Genomic DNA, 19259 nt, shown 5'->3' on the forward strand with positions numbered 1-19259 from the left:
ATAAAAGTCGTTCCGGTATGTTAAAGTTTACAATCTTCAAGAATATCTTTTAGAAATTCATCAATATAGTTTCATATTTATATTAATAACAAATACTTGGTTTCAAATTATAACCAATTTTACACTTTGTGTTTTTATAATAAAACTATAATGGCATTTTTGTACCGTTAATTAGAATAAAATATATTATAAAGATAAAGATAAAGATTATGTGTGGAATTGTATGTGCATTCGATTTAAAACAGAAGGCTGAAGATTTAAGACCTCAAATATTAGAAATGTCTAAAACCATTCGTCATCGCGGACCAGATTGGAGCGGTATTTATAGCGATGATAAAGCCATTTTAGCGCACGAGCGTTTGGCCATTGTTGATCCGGCTTCGGGAAAACAACCCTTATTTAGCGAAGACAAAAAACTGATACTTGCCGCAAACGGTGAGATTTATAACCATCGTGAGTTACGCAAGCAGTTTGATGGCAAATATAGCTTTCAAACCGAAAGCGATTGCGAGGTGATTTTAGCATTGTATAAAGAAAAAGGCGTTGATTTTATTGATGAAATGAACGGTATTTTCGGATTTGCTATTTACGATGTTGAAAAAGACGAATACTTTGTGGCCAGAGATCACATGGGCATTATTCCATTATATATCGGTTGGGATAAACACGGAACGTTTTATGTTGCTTCAGAATTAAAGGCTTTGGAAGGTGTTTGTACAAAAATTGAACTGTTTCCTCCAGGGCATTATTTAAGCAGTAAAGACGGCGAGTTTGTAAAATGGTACAACAGGGAATGGACGGAATATGATGCGGTTAAAGACAACGAAACCAGCATAACAGAAGTGAAACAAGCTTTGGAAGATGCCGTACACAGACAATTAATGAGCGATGTGCCTTATGGTGTTTTACTTTCGGGTGGATTGGATTCTTCGGTAACATCGGCGATTGCTAAAAAATATTCTGAAAGACGTATTGAAGCAGACGATAAAGAAAAAGCATGGTGGCCACAATTGCACTCATTCTCTGTAGGTTTGGAAGGTTCACCGGATTTAGCCGCGGCCAAAAAAGTAGCGGACCATATTGGTACCGTGCACCACGAAATAAAGTTCACCATTCAAGAAGGTTTGGATGCGATTAAGGATGTTATTTATAACATTGAAACGTACGATATTACTACCATACGTTCGTCAACACCAATGTACTTAATGGCGCGGGTTATTAAATCCATGGGCATTAAAATGGTATTATCCGGTGAAGGTGCCGATGAGATTTTTGGAGGTTATTTATACTTCCATAAAGCACCAAATGCTAGAGAATTTCACGAAGAAACCGTGCGTAAATTAAGCAAGTTACACATGTATGATTGTTTGCGGGCCAACAAGAGTTTGGCAGCTTGGGGAATTGAGGGGCGCGTGCCATTTTTAGATAAAGAGTTTATTGATGTGGCGATGCGCATCAACCCAGAAGATAAAATGATTAACGGAGAGCGCATGGAGAAATGGGTGATTCGTAAAGCGTTTGAAGACATGATTCCAGAAAGCGTGGCATGGAGACAGAAAGAACAGTTTAGCGATGGTGTAGGTTACAGTTGGATTGATACCTTGAAAGAGTTGGTTGAAAAAGAAGTATCCGACGAGCAAATGGAGAATGCGAAATACCGTTACCCAATTCAAACGCCAATAAACAAAGAAGAGTATTATTACAGAACCATTTTTGAAGGACATTTTCCGAGTGATGCTGCCGCATTAAGTGTGCCACAAGAACCAAGTGTGGCCTGTAGCACAAAAATAGCTTTGGAATGGGATGAGGCTTTTAAGAATATGAACGACCCGTCGGGTAGAGCAGTTGCAAAAGTGCATGATGATGCTTACTAAATAGTAATCGGTTATTTTGTTATATAAGTAAAGACTAGCATTTTTTGTTGGTCTTTTTTTAAATGATAAAATCTAAAAATATGCGATTTAAAAGGATTTGTAAATTTTATTATTTACAAAAGATTGAAAAACCATCAAAATCAATTTTAAGGTGCTTTTTAAGCGATTTAAGAGCGTTTCGAGTAATTAACAATTGTTGATAATTATTAAACAAACTCGTTAAAATGCTTTTTAAAGGCTTTGTTATTTCGTATATTTGTTTGTATTCAAAAGGATGCTAAATAGCATCTTTTTTTGTGTAAAATATAATTATAAAAAGATTATAAAATAATATCATATGAGCGAAAAAAGAGAAGAATTTAATAAGGACAATTATTCGGCAGACAGTATTCAGGCCTTAGAAGGTATGGAGCATGTGCGCATGCGTCCTTCCATGTATATTGGAGACACTGGCACTAGAGGTTTGCACCATTTGGTTTATGAGGTTGTAGACAACTCAATTGATGAAGCTTTAGCAGGACATTGCGATAATATTACAGTAACCATAAACGAGGATAACTCCATTACTACGGAAGATGATGGTCGTGGTATTCCAATAGATTTACATAAAAAAGAAGGCGTTTCCGCACTAGAGGTTGTAATGACTAAAATTGGTGCCGGTGGAAAATTCGATAAAGATTCTTATAAAGTTTCCGGAGGATTGCATGGTGTTGGTGTAAGTTGTGTTAACGCCTTGTCAACTCAACTCAAAGCCACGGTTTATAGAAAAGGTGAAATTTGGGAACAGGAATACGAAAAAGGGAAACCTATGTATCCTGTTAAAAAGGTTGGTGAAACCGATAAAAGAGGAACTACAGTAACCTTTAAGCCAGATCCAAGCATTTTTACACAAACACTAGAATATAGCTACGATACTTTGGCAAGTAGAATGCGCGAACTGGCTTATCTTAACAAAGGAATAACTATTCATTTAATAGATAGACGACATAAAAAAGATGATGGCGAATTTGAAGGCGAAACATTTCATTCTGAAGAAGGTCTAAAGGAATTTATCAAGTTTTTAGATGGAAACCGCGAGCCATTGATTAATAAGGTTATAGCTTTTGAAGGTGAAAAAAATGGCGTGCCTGTTGAGGTGGCCATGATTTATAATACATCGTATGCTGAAAATCTGCATTCTTATGTAAACAATATTAACACACACGAAGGTGGAACGCATTTATCGGGTTTCCGTCGCGGATTGACCCATACCCTTAAAAAGTATGCCGATGAATCTGGGATGCTTGATAAATTGAAATTTGATATAGCCGGTGATGATTTCCGTGAGGGGTTAACAGCCATTATTTCGGTAAAAGTTCAAGAACCACAATTTGAAGGACAAACAAAAACCAAATTAGGTAACCGTGAAGTTTCAGCATCTGTTAGTCAAGCTGTTTCTGAAATGTTAACCGATTATTTGGAAGAACATCCCGATGATGCTAAAATCATTGTACAAAAGGTGATTTTGGCAGCTCAAGCACGTCATGCAGCTCAAAAGGCCCGAGAAATGGTGCAGCGTAAAACCGTAATGAGCATTGGTGGTTTGCCTGGGAAATTAAGTGATTGCTCCGAGCAAGATCCTGCAAAATGTGAAGTGTTTTTAGTTGAGGGTGATTCGGCAGGTGGAACGGCTAAACAAGGTAGAGATAGAGCTTTTCAAGCCATTCTTCCGTTGCGTGGAAAAATCTTGAATGTTGAAAAAGCCATGACTCATAAAGTGTTTGAAAATGAAGAGATTAAAAACATCTTTACAGCTTTAGGGGTTACCATTGGAACAGAAGAAGACAGTAAAGCGCTTAACCTTTCAAAATTACGTTACCATAAAGTTGTGATTATGTGTGATGCCGATATTGACGGTAGCCACATTGCCACCTTAATTTTAACGTTCTTCTTTAGGTATATGAAGGAATTGATAGAGAATAATCATATCTATATTGCAACACCTCCGTTATATTTAGTTAAAAGAGGAGCAAAGAAGCAATATGCTTGGTCTGATAAAGAACGCGATGAGATTGTTGAAGAATTTGGAGACGGTTCAAAAATTCAACGTTATAAAGGTCTTGGTGAAATGAACGCTGAGCAACTTTGGGATACCACCATGAATCCTGAGTTTAGAACCATGCGTTTAGTACAAATCGATAACGGTACAGAGGCAGACAGGATTTTCTCAATGTTGATGGGCGATGAGGTGCCACCGCGTAGAGAATTTATAGAGAAGAATGCTATTTATGCCAATATTGATGCATAATTAAAATTAATTTATAGAATTAAAAATGTCGCTTAATTTAAGCGACATTTTTTATGGATATGATTGAGGTGTTTTAGGATTAATTAAAATGCTTGTTTAAATCCCTAATCCCAAACCAATCCTTGGAGTACTTACGTTTATTCTTGTGGTCACGGTGTTTCTTCTAGGGTATCTGTGGGAGTAGTGCCCATCGTAGCTATAATAATAAACCGTGGCATGATGGTAATAGTAATCACTATGATGACAATGGTGGTTGCAGTGCTCATAATGTTCGGCATAGGCATCTCGCTTTCCCTTCATGTAAGCTTTGTGCGCTTTTCTATCTCTTCTTTTTAAATCTTTTTCATAAGCTTTTTGTTCTTTCCAAAATGCCTCTTCCTCGGCTTCAGTTTTGGCACGAAATTGTTGTTCGTATTGGGCGTCTTCTAAAGCTCTTTTTTGATAATATGATTTTTTATCCATCGTTGTTTCATTTGATATCTCTGTTTCTTGAGCTTGAATTACAAACGAAAAACCTAACACTGCTATTAGTACTATTGATTTAAATGTTGTCATAATTTTTAATTTTAATATTTAATAAATGCACTTAACAAGTGCTTACATTAATAAGACAACCAAAAAGTTTTTTACCCTACCTTCAATTCTGTTATTTCAGAGTAATGGATTGTTAAAAAGAAAAAAAGCTGCCTAATTTTTTTAGACAGCCTTGGTTTAGAAGTTAAAAATCAAATCCTATGGAGAATTGCCAAACTCTGTTTTGTGGGCTTCCTTCGTCGTATACTTCGCCCATTCCGAGATGATATCTTACACCCAATGATACGCCCGAACTTGTTTTAAAGCCGCCTCCAAAGTTAAAACCCCAATCGAGTGTATTTGGTTCAAATTCTTGAGAGGTATCAAATAGTCCAAAGTTACTATCAAATTCTTCCTTATGTGAAATCGCTAAACCTATTTGTGGGCCCGCTTCTAAAAAGAAGCTTTCGCTTGGATATAGTTTTAATGATAAAGGAAGATTTAAATAATCTAATTTTTGGGTAAATGTGCCGCCATTATCTCTAAGTTCATAGCCTTGTTGCGAGTATAAAAATTCAATTTGAAGGGCAGCACTTTCGCTTAAAAACGATTCGCCATAAAAGCCTAAATGAAAGGCGTGTCGCTGACCGGTTTCTGTATCGCCATCAAAACTTACTGCGGCGAGGTTGTAACCAAATTTTATCCCTGCGTTAGAATTGTTATTGCTATTGTTTTCTTGTGCTTGCAAGCTAAATAAAGTTGTAAAAATTAAGCTTAATGTTAAAAATGTGTTTTTCATTGTTTGTAGGTTTAATAGTTTTCTTGATATTTTATTTTCCGCCATTGGCTTGTAAATCGGCAATACATTGGTCATCTAATTCGGGTGCTTTGCTGCTTCCAATTAAATTGGACAAACCATCGCCGGTTTCGGCAGACCAGTACATTAAACAGCTTTCAACGTTACAATGTTTAGGATGTGAGCTGTCTTCGTGGTTGGTCACCATTGCTGTTCCTAGATTTGTTAACCCCAAAATATGTCCGAATTCATGTGTAATAACCGTTGTTTCTAAAACACTTCTGTTGGGTTCAAAAGCACTATTGCTTAAATCTTCAATGGTTTCTTGAAAAATAACAAATGAGGTGTTTCGGTATGCAGTACCTAAAACAACACCATTTTCGGTATTTTTATTTGATTCTCCGTCTGCAAAAAATGCCCAAACCGCAATTTGATTGTTGGTGTTGTATTTTGTTCTTTTGGATTCTTCAATACGTATTATATCCTCAGTGCTGTATTTGGCTTTACCTGTTGGTGCAATGGCTCTTTTTTCAACTGTAATGCCTTGGGGCTTAAAGGTTCGTGCTTCAATAAAAGACTTTAAATTATTTACGGAAGTTTCTGAAGGTTCAAAACCGTCTACATAAACAAGCTCGATAACCATACTTTTAAATGTGCTGCTCGATAAAAGATCGTTGGCCGAAGCTCCCGTTGATTTTTGGTTTGCAGCTTTGTTCGATTCTGTGCCACCGTTATTAGCCTCGTCTTGACTGGATACTTCTTCTTTAGAACACGCATTTAAAAAAACAATGAGCAAAAGTGCTATTAAAAGTCTGTACTTCATATTGAAAATAATTGTTGTTTATTTTTTAAAAACAGCTGCTAAATTTTAGCAGCTGTTTTACCATAACATACGTAACAAATGCCAATCTAGTTTTATATTTGGGCTAACACTAGAGTTATTCCGGCATTTGTTGTGCTTTGCAGAGAGATAGAACTTTGCGAATAGCTTGTAACTTCCCAAGTATGGTTTAATAATTCGAAAGTAGCATTACCCGTAAAAGTTAAATTTAAGAATACTTCAAGCTCTGATGTTACAGCGTATGTCCCTTGAACATCGCTAATGGTTGCATTTACCGTGTGTTTTGCTAAGCAGGTTAAATCGTTGGCAAAATCTATAGAATAGTTTGCATAATCATTTGCGGTATCGACACCGGCAACTACAAACGATTCAACTTTAAATGCGCCTTCAACTAAAATGGTTTCTAGGGATTTAGCGTTTTCTTCGGCTTCTTCTTTAATGTCATCAGTAGCTAAACAATCTGTAATTTGAGTTTTTAAATCCAAATCACTTGCAATTTCTACAACGGTATCTCCATTTATGGTCGCAGTAATTGGGTAGTTGATAGCAAATCTATCATTGCTTCCTAAATTATCCATGTAGGTATATAATTGTTGTTCAGATTCAATAACCACGCTACCTGTTTGCTCTAAGTTTAAATTGTAGGTTAGAATGGTTATAGGAAAATCGATGTCTAAACAATTAATAGCCGCTTCACCATTTTGTTCGGCTTGCTCACAAGCGTTTAAAAGGGCATCGTATTCGGTTTGATTGGCTATTTGAACTTCGGTGTAATTGCTCGTCATTACTGATAGCGGAAATTGAAATTCAATGGTGTCATTATCGTTAATAAATTCTCCTAAAATACTTAATACCAAATCGAATTGCGCTTCGCTAACAATGGTTAATTCTGTGCCGTTAATAGTGGCTGTAACAGGCAATATTATTGATGAGCATGAAATGCCATCTAAAAAGTCATCAAAACTTCCATCGTGCATCGAGGAACGCTCTAGGTTACTTGCTGTTTCAGAGTTTGGGGAATTGGTATTTGGATTTTGACCATTTTCACTATCAATTTCATCTTGACAAGAGGTTAATCCTAAAAATGAAAGAAATAAGATTGCTGTAAATAATTTTAAGGTTTTCATAATACTATTTTTTGTGTTTGAATTTTTTTATTTTTTGGCGAATGTTTCGCCTTTCTATAAATAAGACAACTACATTTAAATTTACCCTACTTTAAATTAATGTTTTTTTATTTTAATCTTCTTTTAGCATGTTTATAAGCTTAAAAAAAACAGCTGTCTTGAATTAAGGCAGCTGTTTCATAACATAAGTCACAAATGCAAACTTAACTATATTTGGGCTAAAATTAAAGTTACTGCTGCATTTGTTGTGCTTTGTAAAGAGATGGAGCTTTGTGAAAAACTTGTTACTTCCCAATTGTTGTTTAGTAACTCAAAAGAAGCGTTTCCGGAGAAGGTTAAGTTAACAAATACTTCTATTTTAGAGGCTACATTGTAGGTGCCTTGAACGGCATTAGCAGTTGCATCTACTTTATTCTGAGCCGTACAGGTTAAGTTGCCAGCGAATTCAATTGTGTAGTTGGCGTAATCATCTGCTTTTTCAACGCTAGAGTCAATAAAAGATTCTACTTTAAAAGCGCCTTCAACTAAAATATTTTCTAAGGTTTTAGCATTTTCTTCAGCTTGCTCTTCTTCGTCTTCTGTTGCAAGACAGTCTGAAATTTTTGACTGCAATTCTAAATCACTTGTAATAGTTACCAAAGTATCGCTATTTAATGTCGCTGTAATGGGGTAGTTTACTGCGAAATACTCATCGTTACCAAAGTTAGTCATGTACGTGTATAAAGCCTTTTCAGATTCTATTACTACACTGCCTGTTTGTACGAAGTTTAAATTGTACGAGAAAACAGTAATAGGAAAGTTAATACCTAAACAGTTTATAGCCTCGTTAGTGGTGCCTTCTGCTTGATTACATGCCGATATTAAGGCGTCGTACTCAATTTGATTAGTTATTTCAACCTCGGTATAGTTACTAAGTTTAACCGATAATGGGAAATGTAATATAACTTCATCTTCATCATTGTTGTATTCTGATAAAATATCAATTACAGTTTCGTAATCAGATTCATTAACTACATGAACTTCGGTGCCATTAACAGTGGCGGTAACTGGTAGTAAAATAGAGGAGCAAGATACACCATCTAAAAGGTCGTCAAAACTACCGTTGTGCATAGACGATTGTTTTAGTTGTTTGGCCGTTTGTGAGTTGGCAGCATTGGCATTGGGGTTTTCTTCGTTTAGATGGTCATCTTGATCTTGACAAGAAGTAAATCCTATAAAGCTCAGTAATAAGATTGCAGTAATAAATTTTAAAGTTTTCATGATAATAAATTTTGGGTTTTAATATTTTTCTTTTTTGCGATTTTTTCGCTTTCTGTACTTAAGACAATCCTTTTTAAATTTACCCTACTTAAATTTTAATAATTTTGTTTTTTTAGTGTTTTGTGTAATTGTTTAAAGCTTGTGTATATATAATTTGCGTAAGTTTTATGGGGTTCAAAACATAATTTTATACTACTTTTGTGATTGTTTTTTAAATTATAAATATTGAACAATCTGCTTTAAACATGGCAACCAATAGCTCCAAACTTTGTGAAGAAACCCACTTTAATGCCTTTTATTTAGAGCACATTCAGCATGCCAGTAATTTTGCATACTATAAATGTGGAGATAAGGATAATGCCCTGGATTTGGTGCAGGACGCCTTTTCTAAAATATGGGAAAACTGCTGTAAAATTGATTTTACAAAGGCAAAAACGTATTTGTTTACCACCGTTAATAATTTGTTTTTAAATAAAGTAAAGCATAATAAAGTGGTTTTGGAATACGCCAAAGCTGCACCTTACATTGATAAAACCAATGAGAGTCCAGAATATTTATTAGAGGAAGAAGAGTTTAAAACTAAGTTGCAAAACGCCATAGCTTTACTATCCGAAGCGCAACGCGAGGTGTTTTTATTAAACAGAATAGACGGTAAAAAGTATCGAGAAATAGCAGAAATGCTAGAAATCTCTCAAAAAGCAGTTGAAAAAAGAATGTCTGGCGCACTAAAAATTTTAAGAGCACATATAGAAAATATTTAACTCGGGTAGGGTAAACTTATATATAGGTGTCTTAATTGTATAAAAGACAAAAAATGAATAAAGAAAACGACATATTAAAATGGTTTGATGGTGACATCTCTACCGCGGAGATTAAAAAGCTGTATCCCGACGAAGACTTTTCTGCATTGGTAAAAACTGCCTTTTATGCCAAACAAATTGATGTGCCTAAAGTAGATGCACAAAAGGCTTTAGCAGATTTTAAAACTAAATCTTTTAAAAAGAAAGAATCTAAAGTTATTCCCTTAAATTTCAAATCATTTTTAAAGGTGGCTGCCATTTTGGTGGTTATGCTTACGTCGTCCTATTTTTTATTCTTTAACAATACAAAATCCTATTCAACAGCTATTGCACAAACAGAAACTTTTAATCTACCTGATGATTCTCAGGTAATTTTAAATGCACAGTCCAAACTGTCTTTCAATAAAAAAACTTGGAAAAAAAGCCGAAGTCTTGATTTAAATGGCGAAGCTTTTTTTAAGGTAACCAAAGGCGAAAAATTCACCGTTAATACAAACGCCGGAAGCATTCAAGTTTTAGGCACACAATTTAATGTAAAAAAACGCCCGAATTATTTTGAAGTACAATGCTACGAAGGTTCTGTAAGTGTTACACACAACAAAGAAAAAACGATATTAATCCCAGGGAAAACGTTTAGGGTTGTAAATAACCAAATTGTATTGGCCAAGGATTTTAACGCAGAAACACCATCGTGGTTAGCCAAGGAATCTTCGTTTGATAATGTACCGCTTTGGCAAATTGTTAACGAATTGGAAATTCAATACGATATAATCATTGATGCATCAAAAGTAGATGTTGCCAAAACATTTTCAGGTAGTTTTACACACACCGATAAAAACATAGCGTTACAATCTGTAACCATTCCGCTTAAATTAAGCTACAAAATAAACGGTAATAAAGTTGAGTTATATAACTATGACAAAAACTAAACACTTCATTGTTTTATGTTCTGTCTATTGCTGCTTTTCTTTTGGTTTACAAGCACAAGAAAAACTACCGTTATTAGATGTATTACAGCAATTAGAAAATCAATTTGATGTCAAGTTTTCCTATTCGATAGATGATGTTAGTAATGTTTTGGTAGATATACCAAACAAATCAGACACATTAAAACAAATCATAGAAAATTTAAACGCTACCACACTTTTAAATTTCAAGTTTCTTAACGAGCGCTATATCACGGTTTCCACAATTAACAAAACCATTGCTATTTGTGGTGTTTTGGTTTCAGAAAAAACTAAAGATCCCTTGCTTGGGGCTTCGGTTTTAATTGAAAATTCTACAAAAGGTGTGATCACAGATATAGAAGGCACTTTTAATTTAGATGAAGTAGATGTCAATAAATCGATAATTATTTCTTTTTTAGGATTTGAAACACAGGTGTTTAAAGCTGCGGATTTAATGTTGTTAAATAACACGTGTAAAACCATAGAAATGCAAGTTAAAAGTGAAGCACTCAATCAGATTCTAATCACCAAATTTTTAACCACAGGTTTACAAAAACGCATTGATGGTAGCACGATTTTAAATACCGAAAAGTTTGGTATTTTACCCGGGCTCGCAGAACCGGATATTATGCAATCCATTCAAGCTTTACCAGGTGTTGAAAGCATTAATGAAAGTATCGCAAACATTAATGTTCGTGGGGGTACAAACGACCAAAACCTCATTCTTTGGGATAACATTAAAATGTATCATTCGGGGCATTTTTTCGGGCTTATCTCAGCTTACAACCCGTATTTGACAAACCAAGTTTCGGTGACCAAAAACGGAACCTCAAGCGAGTTTAGCGATGGCGTGTCTAGCACCATTAATATGTCTACCAAAAACAAAATAAATGAAGGTTTTAAAGGCGGCGTAGGTGCTAATTTAATACATGCCGATGCTTTTTTGGAAATACCACTAAGTAAAAAGCTAGCCGTTCATATATCGGGGAGGCGCTCTTTTACCGATGTTTTCAGTACACCGACTTACGACACTTATTTTGAACGCAGTTTTCAAGATAGCGAGCTCACCACAAATAGCGATAACATAAGCGAGAGTAACAAATCGTCCGATTTTTTCTTTTACGACTATACCGCTAAATTGCTTTTCGATTTTAATGAGAATCATAAATTTAGGGCTAACATTATTGGCATAAACAATAACTTGGATTATACTGAAAGTTATACCAATGCCGATGATGAAACAGATTCAAAAACCAGTAATTTAAAGCAACAAAACTTGGGCGCTGGTGCAAACTGGAATGCGAAGTGGCATGCTAAATTTTCAACTGAAATCAATGCTTTTTATTCAAAATATAATGTGGATGCTGTTGATTATAGAATTGAAACCGATCAAAAATTAACCCAAGCAAACGAAGTTCTTGAAACGGGAGTAAAGCTTAAAACCAATTTTAAGATTAATGATAATCTGAATGTTTTAAATGGCTATCAATTCAGTGAAATAGGCATTTTAAATGAAACCACGGTTAGCGCACCGTCTTACGATAAAACCAAAAAGGACGTGTTGCTCAACCATGCGCTTTTTAGTGAAATAGAATTTAATAAACACAATACGTATTTGAGGTTGGGTGTTCGGGGGAATTATTTTCAGAAATTCAATAAAATGATTATTGAGCCCCGGCTAAATGTTAGACAAAAACTAAATAATCGCTTTGCATTAAAGTTACAAGGTGAATTTAAAAACCAATCTGCCACACAGATTATCGATTTTCAAGATGATTTTTTAGGCGTTGAAAACCGCCGCTGGATTTTGGCAAATAACAGTTCGATTCCTATTTCTGAAAGTAAACAAGGGTCTTTCGGTTTCGAGTTTAATCAGAATAATTTGGTAATTGATGTTGAAGGATTTTATAAATTAGTTGATGGGATAACCGCATCCAACCAAGGTTTTTATAATAATTTTCAATATATAAATGCCGCGGGAAGCTATCATGTAAAGGGTGTTGAATTTTTAATGAATAAAACGGCTGAATCCTATAGTGCTTGGGTGAGTTATACCTACAGTGTTAATGATTATGAATTTGAAAGTATAACGCCCTCCGTTTTTCCAAACAATGTGGATGTCAGGCATTCGATGTCCATGGCCTTTAATTATGATATTAGGGATGATTTAAAAGTATCCATAGGTGGTATTTGGAGGTCTGGTGCGCCATATACAAAACCCGTTGAAGGGAATGAAACCATACAAAATGGCAATAATACGGTTGTAAATTACGACCTTCCGAATAATGAAAACTTAGATGATTTTATCCGATTGGATGTTTCCTTAAAATATAATTTTAATATAACAAACACATCTAACGGAGCTATAAGTTTAGGAGTTATTAATGTAACGAATAAAGAAAATAGCATCAATAGGTATTACGAAGTGCACCCTGAAGATTCAAATTCAGCCATACAAATTGATAATAAATCACTTGGTTTAACGCCCAATTTAAGTTTTAGAATCAATTTTTAGAATAGCGAATCCATATTAAAAAATCGATAAAACGTATTATTTTTACGATTAAATGTTGTTTTATTCGATGTTTTTTATATTTTTGTCAAACCCAAATCTTAAAATAAAATGAAAAAGTTAACTCTACTTATGTTGTTTTGTATAGCAACAATTACTTCAAAAGCTCAAAATGATTTAGATGCGCTTCTTGCCGCAGGTGTAAAAAATGCAGAACGTTTTGCCAACGATTATTTAATGTCGGGAACAGATGGCTTAATGCACAGCATGAATGCTGGTTGGTTTAATACGGCAGACGCCAAACCACTTGGAGGTTTTGAAATTTCAATTATCGCCAATGCTTCAACCATACAAGATGAACACAAATCATTTTTAATGAATATTGCAGATTACAATAGCGACCCAGATCAAGATTTTGTGGTGTCGTTTACAGATGCTTCAACATCAAAATCTGTTGCAACTGCTTTAGGGGAAAACGAACCGGATATTGATATAGTAGTTACTTATGACGACCCGATTTTAGGGCCTCAACAGGAAACCATAACCTTACCTAGTGGCATTGGTTCAGATACGGCAAACCTATTGCCAACTGCCTTTATTCAAGGTGCCATTGGACTCAGTAAAGGTATTGAGTTGAAAGCGCGTTTTGTGCCCAAAATTAATACTGATGATGTAGATATTAGCATGTATGGCGCTGGATTGCAAATGGAGTTTACCAAATGGTTGCCTGCCGATAAATTACTGCCCGTAGCCATTTCAGGTTTGGTAGCTTATACCCATTTAGATGGTACTTATGATATATCTGGATCTACCGGAATTAGCGGTAGTAATCAACGTATAGAAAATGATACAAATACGTGGTTGTTCCAATTAATAGCATCAACCAAATTGCCCGTAATCAATTTTTACGGCGGTTTAGGGTATATAAAAGGTAAATCGGAATCGGATTTATTAGGGACTTATACCGTATCAAACGGACCATTATTTTCTCAAACCATTACCGATCCTTTTTCGGTATCAAGCGAAGCATCATCTGTAAGAGGCACTATTGGTACAAAATTAAAAATAGGTTTTTTCAGATTAAATGCCGAATACCATTTATCCGAGTTTAATGCATTTTCAGTAGGTATAAATTTTGGATTTAGATAATGGTTTTTTGAATTCATTTTTTAATAAATGAATGTTTTAGTTAGTTTGTATAATTAGTTGAGTAAAAAGTGCAAGATTTTAATTTTGCACTTTTTTCGTTTACAGCATTTTAATTCATACTTTTGTTAACCAAAATTTTTAGCGATAAAACAAACAATAGTCATGTTTTAAATCAAAATAAATGATGACTTTTGGCTAGAATTTATAACATATCACAAATCTTTTAAAAAAATAATTTTATGAAAGTTACAGTAGTTGGAGCAGGGGCAGTAGGGGCTAGTTGCGCAGAGTACATTGCGATTAAAAACTTTGCTTCTGAAGTTGTATTATTAGACATTAAAGAAGGCTATGCCGAAGGTAAAGCGATGGATTTAATGCAGTGTGCATCTTTAAACGGGTTCGATACCAAAATTACAGGCATCACAAACGATTATAGCAAAACGGCAAATAGCGATATTTGTGTGATAACTTCGGGTATTCCGCGTAAGCCGGGAATGACTCGCGAAGAATTAATTGGTATTAATGCCGGTATTGTAAAATCGGTTTCATCCAGTTTAATTGAGCACTCACCAAACACCATTATTATTGTGGTGAGTAACCCAATGGATACGATGACGTATTTGGTTCATAAAACAACAAATTTACCAAAAAACAGAATTATAGGCATGGGCGGCGCTTTAGATTCCGCACGTTTTAAATACAGATTAGCCGAAGCTTTAGAAGCTCCAATTAGCGATGTAGACGGCATGGTTATAGGCGGTCATAGCGATACTGGCATGGTGCCATTAACATCGCACGCCACACGAAATAGTGTTAAGGTTTCTGAGTTTTTATCTGACGATAGACTAAATCAAGTAAAAGAAGAAACTAAAGTTGGTGGTGCTACTTTAACCAAATTATTAGGTACGTCGGCTTGGTATGCACCAGGTGCAGCAGTTTCCGGATTGGTACAAGCCATTGCTTGCGACCAAAAGAAAATGTTCCCTTGTTCAACCTTATTGGAAGGTGAATACGGTTTAAGCGATTTATGCATTGGTGTACCGGTAATTTTAGGCAAGAACGGAATTGAAAAAATAGTGGATATTCCGTTAAGCGATGCTGAAAAAACACATATGCAACAAAGTGCCGAAGGCGTTAAGAAAACAAATGGTTTACTGGAATTGTAAACTTTAATATTACAAACTATATTTTATGATAAAGACTGTAGAAATACAGTCTTTTATTATTATATTTGGCGCATGAATTCAAAATGGTACATTAGTGCTTTAATAGTTATTATCACCTTGTTTGGTGCTATTTCGCAGCAGCAAACTATTGTGCCAAATCAAGAAATTGTTCTTCAATTTACAGATGCTTCCATAACACCCGATGAATCACAAAAAACCATTGCTATTGTAAAACAGCAATTGCAGGATTTAGGTGTTAGCAATATTCAAATAAAGGAAGAAGAAGGCGGTAAGCTAAAAATCACGTATCACAGTGATGCCGATGTTGCGAGTATAAAAAAGACCTTTTCAAAAGAAAAGAACCTCATTCTAGATGCAGCTTTAAACAATGAAAACGAAGATTCTTCAAAGCTTCCTTTTGATGAAAACACCGTTAGCTATAAACTCGATGTTTATGAAATCCAAAACGGGCACGATGCGCCATGGGATTTAAACGGCACTTCGGTTGTTGAGTTAAAGCCCGAAAGTAAAAGATTATCAAATCCAAATTTATATGCTTTTATCAATGCTTTTGATGTGAATGAAAGCGGCGAAAAAGTAGCCTATAAAATCCATTACAATATTGCCATTGCAATAGATAATACCTCACACAAAATACCCGAGGTTAGAGCGGGACCTTTGGTTTAAATTACTTCAAAAAAACAGCTTTTAAAAACAACTGGCACCAAACCGGTTTCAGTACAAAAAGCTAACAAAATTATTAAAATATAAAATTGTTAAATACTACGAGAAAATTCTATATTTGCTCGTTTTAAAATAAAAACAATTTTTGAACAAGGTAAAACCTTGTGAATCATTAAACTTGTCATTCCCACAAAATCGGAGATTCATAAATACCATAATTATGAATTTAGAATCAATGAATAAAGCGGGAAACTAAGACACAAAAAATTACAAAATGCAAAATAAAGGATTAGTAAAATTATTTGCGCTCTTGTTTGGTTTGGTAAGTATTTACCAATTATCATTCACATTTAAAGCCAATCAAATTGAGAGTCAAGCCCAAGAAATCGCTATAAATAAAATTCCAGATACCGAGGAAGATTTCAGGGAAAAAAGAAGTGATGAAGAAGCAAACTACCTAGAGTCCATAGCTAATGATACCGTTTATAATATCGGTATTGCAAAATTCACGTATAACGATGTGAAGCAAAAAGCCATGAATCTTGGTTTGGATTTAAAAGGCGGTATAAACGTAATCTTACAAGTATCGGTTAAGGATATTTTAAAAGGATTGGCCAACAATACCAAAGATCCGGTTTTTAATAAGGCATTGGACGATGCTACCGAGCTTCAAAAAAACAGTCAAAATACCTATTTAGAAGATTTCTTTATAGCATTTGATAAAATTAAAGGCGATACCAAATTAGCGTCTCCAGACATATTTTACACCAAAGCTTTAGATGGTGAGATTAATGGAAGTATGACTGATAGTGATGTTAAAAGCATTATAGAAACAAAAATAGACGAGTCGATAGTATCAGCTTTTGAAGTATTGCGTAAGCGTATTGACGAGTTTGGTGTAACCTCACCAAACATTCAACGTTTAGGTAATTCTGGTCGTATTTTAGTGGAATTGCCAGGTGTTAAAGATGTTGAGCGTGCTACAGGATTATTACAAAGTACGGCACAATTAGAGTTTTGGGATGCTTATAAAGGGGAACAGTTTTTCCCGTTTTTAGTACAGGCCAACGAGGTTTTAAAAGACATCGTTAAAGTTGATGTGGCTGATGAAGAGGTAGAGCCTCAAGATGAAGAAAACGCTGAAGACTCGCAAATTGATGCCCTTTTGGGTGAAGCTGAAACCGATTCGACTGCCATTTCAAGTGTAAATCCAATATTCGATTTAATTAAAGGCCAGGGTTACCAAGGCGGACCGATAATTGCAAGTTTCGAATTAAAAGATAAAGAAACCGTTTTAAATTATTTAAACCTACCACAAGTAAGAGCTTTATTGCCAGCAGAACACCGTTACGCAAAATTTGCTTTTGGCAAACCAGATAAAAATAGCGAGTTGGTAGATTTATACGCTTTAGTAGGTAACAGAGAAAACGTGCCACCATTAAGTGGTGCCGTTGTAACCGATGCGCGTAACCAATTTGGACCAACGGGAAAATCTGAAGTGTCTATGCAAATGAATTCCAAAGGCGCTAAGGTTTGGGAAGAAATGACGGGGAATGCATTTAATCAAGGCAGTCAAATTGCCATTGTTTTAGATAACATAGTGTATTCTGCCCCAGGTGTAACTACGGGACCAATTGCCGGAGGAAGCTCTTCAATTTCAGGGGATTTTACATTAAACGAAGCCATAGATTTAGCAAACGTACTGCGTGCGGGTAAATTACCGGCATCGGCAGATATCATTTCAAGTGAAGTTGTTGGGCCATCATTGGGTCAAGAAGCCATTGATAGTGGTACCAAATCGTTTATGATTGCCTTGGCATTGGTATTGCTTTGGATGATTTTCTATTACGGAAAAGCGGGTGGATTTGCAGATATCGCCATGGTTTTAAACATCTTATTAATCTTTGGTATTTTATCTGGCTTAGGCGCCGTATTAACCTTACCGGGTATTGCGGGTATTGTGTTAACTATTGGTATGTCGGTTGATGCGAACGTGCTTATCTTTGAGCGTATTCGAGAGGAAATCGTAAAAGGTAAAGGACAAAAAGAAGCTATTCAAGATGGATTTAGCAACGCTTTGTCTTCTATTTTAGATGCCAATATTACAACCGGTTTAACGGCCTTAATCTTATTTATTTTTGGAACAGGGCCTATTAAAGGATTTGCAACTACCTTATTAATTGGTATTGGTACATCGTTATTTACGGCTATTTTTATCACCAGATTATTGGTAGACTGGTATATTAACAAAGGCGGAAAACTTGATTTCTCAACCGCATTAACTAAAAATCTTTTCAGAAATATTAGTATTGAATTCTTAAAGAAACGCAAGGTAGCTTATATGGTTTCTGCGGTATTCATTGTGGTAAGTTTAGGTTCGTTGTTTACAAATAGTTTAGATCAAGGTGTCGATTTTGTTGGAGGTAGAACCTATCAAGTGCGTTTTGCACAGGATGTTAGTGCTTCAGAAATTACCGATGTACTTTCACAACCAGAAATTTTTGGAAGTGCAGATGCTAAAACTTTTGGTAGTGCCAATCAATTAAAAATAACCACCAAATACAAGGTTAACGAAACAGGATCTGAGGTTGATGAAGAAATTAGAAAGGCTTTATATGATGGACTTGTTCCTTATTTAGAAGGTATATCATATGAGAAGTTTTTAGACTTAAACGATGTAAACAAACAAGTTGGATTACTCGAATCTTACAAAGTATCTCCAACCATTGCCGACGATATTAAACAAGCCTCGGTTTGGGCTGTATTGGGCTCGCTAATAGTAGTGTTCCTTTATATCTTATTCCGATTTAAAAAATGGCAGTACTCATTGGGTGCGGTAGCAGCGGTTTTCCATGATGTACTTATTGTATTGGGGGTATTCTCGCTAACCTATAAATTCATGCCGTTTAGCATGGAAATAGACCAAGCTTTTATCGCCGCCATATTAACGGTTATTGGTTACTCGTTAAACGATACCGTGGTAGTATTCGATAGAATTCGTGAGTTTTTTAACGAGCATACTTCTTGGAAATTCGATAAAGTAGTAAACGTGTCGTTAAGCAGTACTTTAAGTAGAACACTAAATACATCGTTAACAACGTTAGTAGTGTTGTTATCCATCTTTATTTTTGGTGGCGATTCAATTCGAGGCTTTATGTTTGCCTTAATTGTAGGTGTTATAGTGGGTACGTATTCATCGCTGTTTATTGCAACACCGATTATGTACGATTCAGTAAATAAATTAGAAGGAAAAAAGAAGAACGACTAACTCAAATTTTTTCTTTAAAAGAAAAGCCTATCATG

14 protein-coding genes are annotated in these 19259 nt (G+C 35.2%); 9 read left to right on the plus strand and 5 right to left on the minus strand.

The window, feature by feature from the left end; all coding sequences use genetic code 11:
* Positions 1 to 209 precede the first annotated feature (209 nt).
* A complete protein-coding gene (gene asnB, locus ACN5J7_RS13370) occupies positions 210 to 1874 on the plus strand; it encodes an asparagine synthase B (protein WP_418604295.1) in 1665 nt (554 codons plus the stop codon).
* A gap of 337 nt (positions 1875 to 2211) precedes the next feature.
* Positions 2212 to 4161, plus strand: a complete 1950-nt coding sequence (gyrB, locus tag ACN5J7_RS13375; protein WP_418604296.1) for a DNA topoisomerase (ATP-hydrolyzing) subunit B — start codon at positions 2212 to 2214, stop codon at positions 4159 to 4161.
* Between the two features lie 96 nt (positions 4162 to 4257).
* On the opposite strand, the gene ACN5J7_RS13380 is transcribed toward gyrB, so the two are convergent.
* The 5 genes from ACN5J7_RS13380 to ACN5J7_RS13400 form a co-directional block, all read right to left on the minus strand.
* Positions 4258 to 4716 carry a hypothetical protein gene (locus ACN5J7_RS13380; RefSeq protein WP_418604297.1) on the minus strand — a complete coding sequence of 153 codons (459 nt, stop codon included), beginning with the start codon at positions 4714 to 4716 and terminating at the stop codon, positions 4258 to 4260.
* A gap of 163 nt (positions 4717 to 4879) precedes the next feature.
* Positions 4880 to 5473, minus strand: coding sequence for a porin family protein (locus ACN5J7_RS13385; protein ID WP_418604298.1), 594 nt, complete (start codon positions 5471 to 5473; stop codon positions 4880 to 4882).
* A 31-nt stretch (positions 5474 to 5504) separates the two neighbouring features.
* A complete protein-coding gene (locus ACN5J7_RS13390; protein ID WP_418604299.1) occupies positions 5505 to 6293 on the minus strand; it encodes a membrane metalloprotease in 789 nt (262 codons plus the stop codon).
* A gap of 92 nt (positions 6294 to 6385) precedes the next feature.
* A complete protein-coding gene (locus ACN5J7_RS13395; protein WP_418604300.1) occupies positions 6386 to 7438 on the minus strand; it encodes a hypothetical protein in 1053 nt (350 codons plus the stop codon).
* A gap of 207 nt (positions 7439 to 7645) precedes the next feature.
* Positions 7646 to 8698: a hypothetical protein gene (locus ACN5J7_RS13400; protein WP_418604301.1), complete on the minus strand. Its 1053-nt coding sequence runs from the start codon at positions 8696 to 8698 to the stop codon at positions 7646 to 7648.
* A gap of 245 nt (positions 8699 to 8943) precedes the next feature.
* Here ACN5J7_RS13400 and ACN5J7_RS13405 point away from each other — a divergent pair, with 245 nt between their 5' ends.
* The 7 genes from ACN5J7_RS13405 (at position 8944) to secDF (ending at position 19224) form a co-directional block, all read left to right on the plus strand.
* The gene (locus ACN5J7_RS13405) at positions 8944 to 9459 is read left to right on the plus strand and encodes an RNA polymerase sigma factor (protein WP_418604302.1); all 516 of its coding nucleotides are present in this window, start codon (positions 8944 to 8946) and stop codon (positions 9457 to 9459) included.
* Positions 9460 to 9512: 53 nt separating this feature from the next.
* On the plus strand, positions 9513 to 10427 hold the full coding sequence (locus tag ACN5J7_RS13410; RefSeq protein WP_311942747.1) for a FecR family protein: 915 nt from the start codon (positions 9513 to 9515) through the stop codon (positions 10425 to 10427).
* Positions 10414 to 12960 carry a carboxypeptidase-like regulatory domain-containing protein gene (locus ACN5J7_RS13415; RefSeq protein WP_418604303.1) on the plus strand — a complete coding sequence of 849 codons (2547 nt, stop codon included), beginning with the start codon at positions 10414 to 10416 and terminating at the stop codon, positions 12958 to 12960. The genes ACN5J7_RS13410 and ACN5J7_RS13415 overlap by 14 nt, the downstream gene beginning before the upstream one ends.
* Before the next feature lie 108 nt (positions 12961 to 13068).
* Complete coding sequence (locus ACN5J7_RS13420; RefSeq protein ID WP_418604304.1) at positions 13069 to 14106, plus strand: DUF6588 family protein; 1038 nt, start codon at positions 13069 to 13071, stop codon at positions 14104 to 14106.
* A 239-nt stretch (positions 14107 to 14345) separates the two neighbouring features.
* Complete coding sequence (gene mdh, locus ACN5J7_RS13425) at positions 14346 to 15272, plus strand: malate dehydrogenase (protein WP_418604305.1); 927 nt, start codon at positions 14346 to 14348, stop codon at positions 15270 to 15272.
* A 72-nt stretch (positions 15273 to 15344) separates the two neighbouring features.
* Positions 15345 to 15959 carry a hypothetical protein gene (locus ACN5J7_RS13430; RefSeq protein WP_418604306.1) on the plus strand — a complete coding sequence of 205 codons (615 nt, stop codon included), beginning with the start codon at positions 15345 to 15347 and terminating at the stop codon, positions 15957 to 15959.
* A gap of 271 nt (positions 15960 to 16230) precedes the next feature.
* Entirely contained in the window at positions 16231 to 19224 is a 2994-nt protein-coding gene (secDF, locus tag ACN5J7_RS13435; RefSeq protein ID WP_418604307.1) for a protein translocase subunit SecDF, read from the plus strand.
* Positions 19225 to 19259: the final 35 nt, after the last annotated feature.

The sequence above is a fragment of the Hwangdonia sp. genome, from assembly GCF_048381975.1.
In the GTDB taxonomy this organism is placed as follows: domain Bacteria; phylum Bacteroidota; class Bacteroidia; order Flavobacteriales; family Flavobacteriaceae; genus Hwangdonia; species Hwangdonia seohaensis.

Bases quoted from the DNA above. Each gene is read 5' to 3' on its own strand.
- ACN5J7_RS13410 (WP_311942747.1), top strand. From the start codon at position 9,513: ATGAATAAAGAAAACGACATATTAAAATGGTTTGATGGTGACATCTCT.
- ACN5J7_RS13415 (WP_418604303.1), top strand. From the start codon at position 10,414: ATGACAAAAACTAAACACTTCATTGTTTTATGTTCTGTCTATTGCTGC.
- ACN5J7_RS13400 (WP_418604301.1), bottom strand. From the start codon at position 8,698: ATGAAAACTTTAAAATTTATTACTGCAATCTTATTACTGAGCTTTATA.
- mdh (WP_418604305.1), top strand. From the start codon at position 14,346: ATGAAAGTTACAGTAGTTGGAGCAGGGGCAGTAGGGGCTAGTTGCGCA.
- ACN5J7_RS13430 (WP_418604306.1), top strand. From the start codon at position 15,345: ATGAATTCAAAATGGTACATTAGTGCTTTAATAGTTATTATCACCTTG.
- ACN5J7_RS13385 (WP_418604298.1), bottom strand. From the start codon at position 5,473: ATGAAAAACACATTTTTAACATTAAGCTTAATTTTTACAACTTTATTT.
- ACN5J7_RS13420 (WP_418604304.1), top strand. From the start codon at position 13,069: ATGAAAAAGTTAACTCTACTTATGTTGTTTTGTATAGCAACAATTACT.
- ACN5J7_RS13390 (WP_418604299.1), bottom strand. From the start codon at position 6,293: ATGAAGTACAGACTTTTAATAGCACTTTTGCTCATTGTTTTTTTAAAT.
- ACN5J7_RS13405 (WP_418604302.1), top strand. From the start codon at position 8,944: ATGGCAACCAATAGCTCCAAACTTTGTGAAGAAACCCACTTTAATGCC.
- secDF (WP_418604307.1), top strand. From the start codon at position 16,231: ATGCAAAATAAAGGATTAGTAAAATTATTTGCGCTCTTGTTTGGTTTG.
- gyrB (WP_418604296.1), top strand. From the start codon at position 2,212: ATGAGCGAAAAAAGAGAAGAATTTAATAAGGACAATTATTCGGCAGAC.
- ACN5J7_RS13380 (WP_418604297.1), bottom strand. From the start codon at position 4,716: ATGACAACATTTAAATCAATAGTACTAATAGCAGTGTTAGGTTTTTCG.
- ACN5J7_RS13395 (WP_418604300.1), bottom strand. From the start codon at position 7,438: ATGAAAACCTTAAAATTATTTACAGCAATCTTATTTCTTTCATTTTTA.
- asnB (WP_418604295.1), top strand. From the start codon at position 210: ATGTGTGGAATTGTATGTGCATTCGATTTAAAACAGAAGGCTGAAGAT.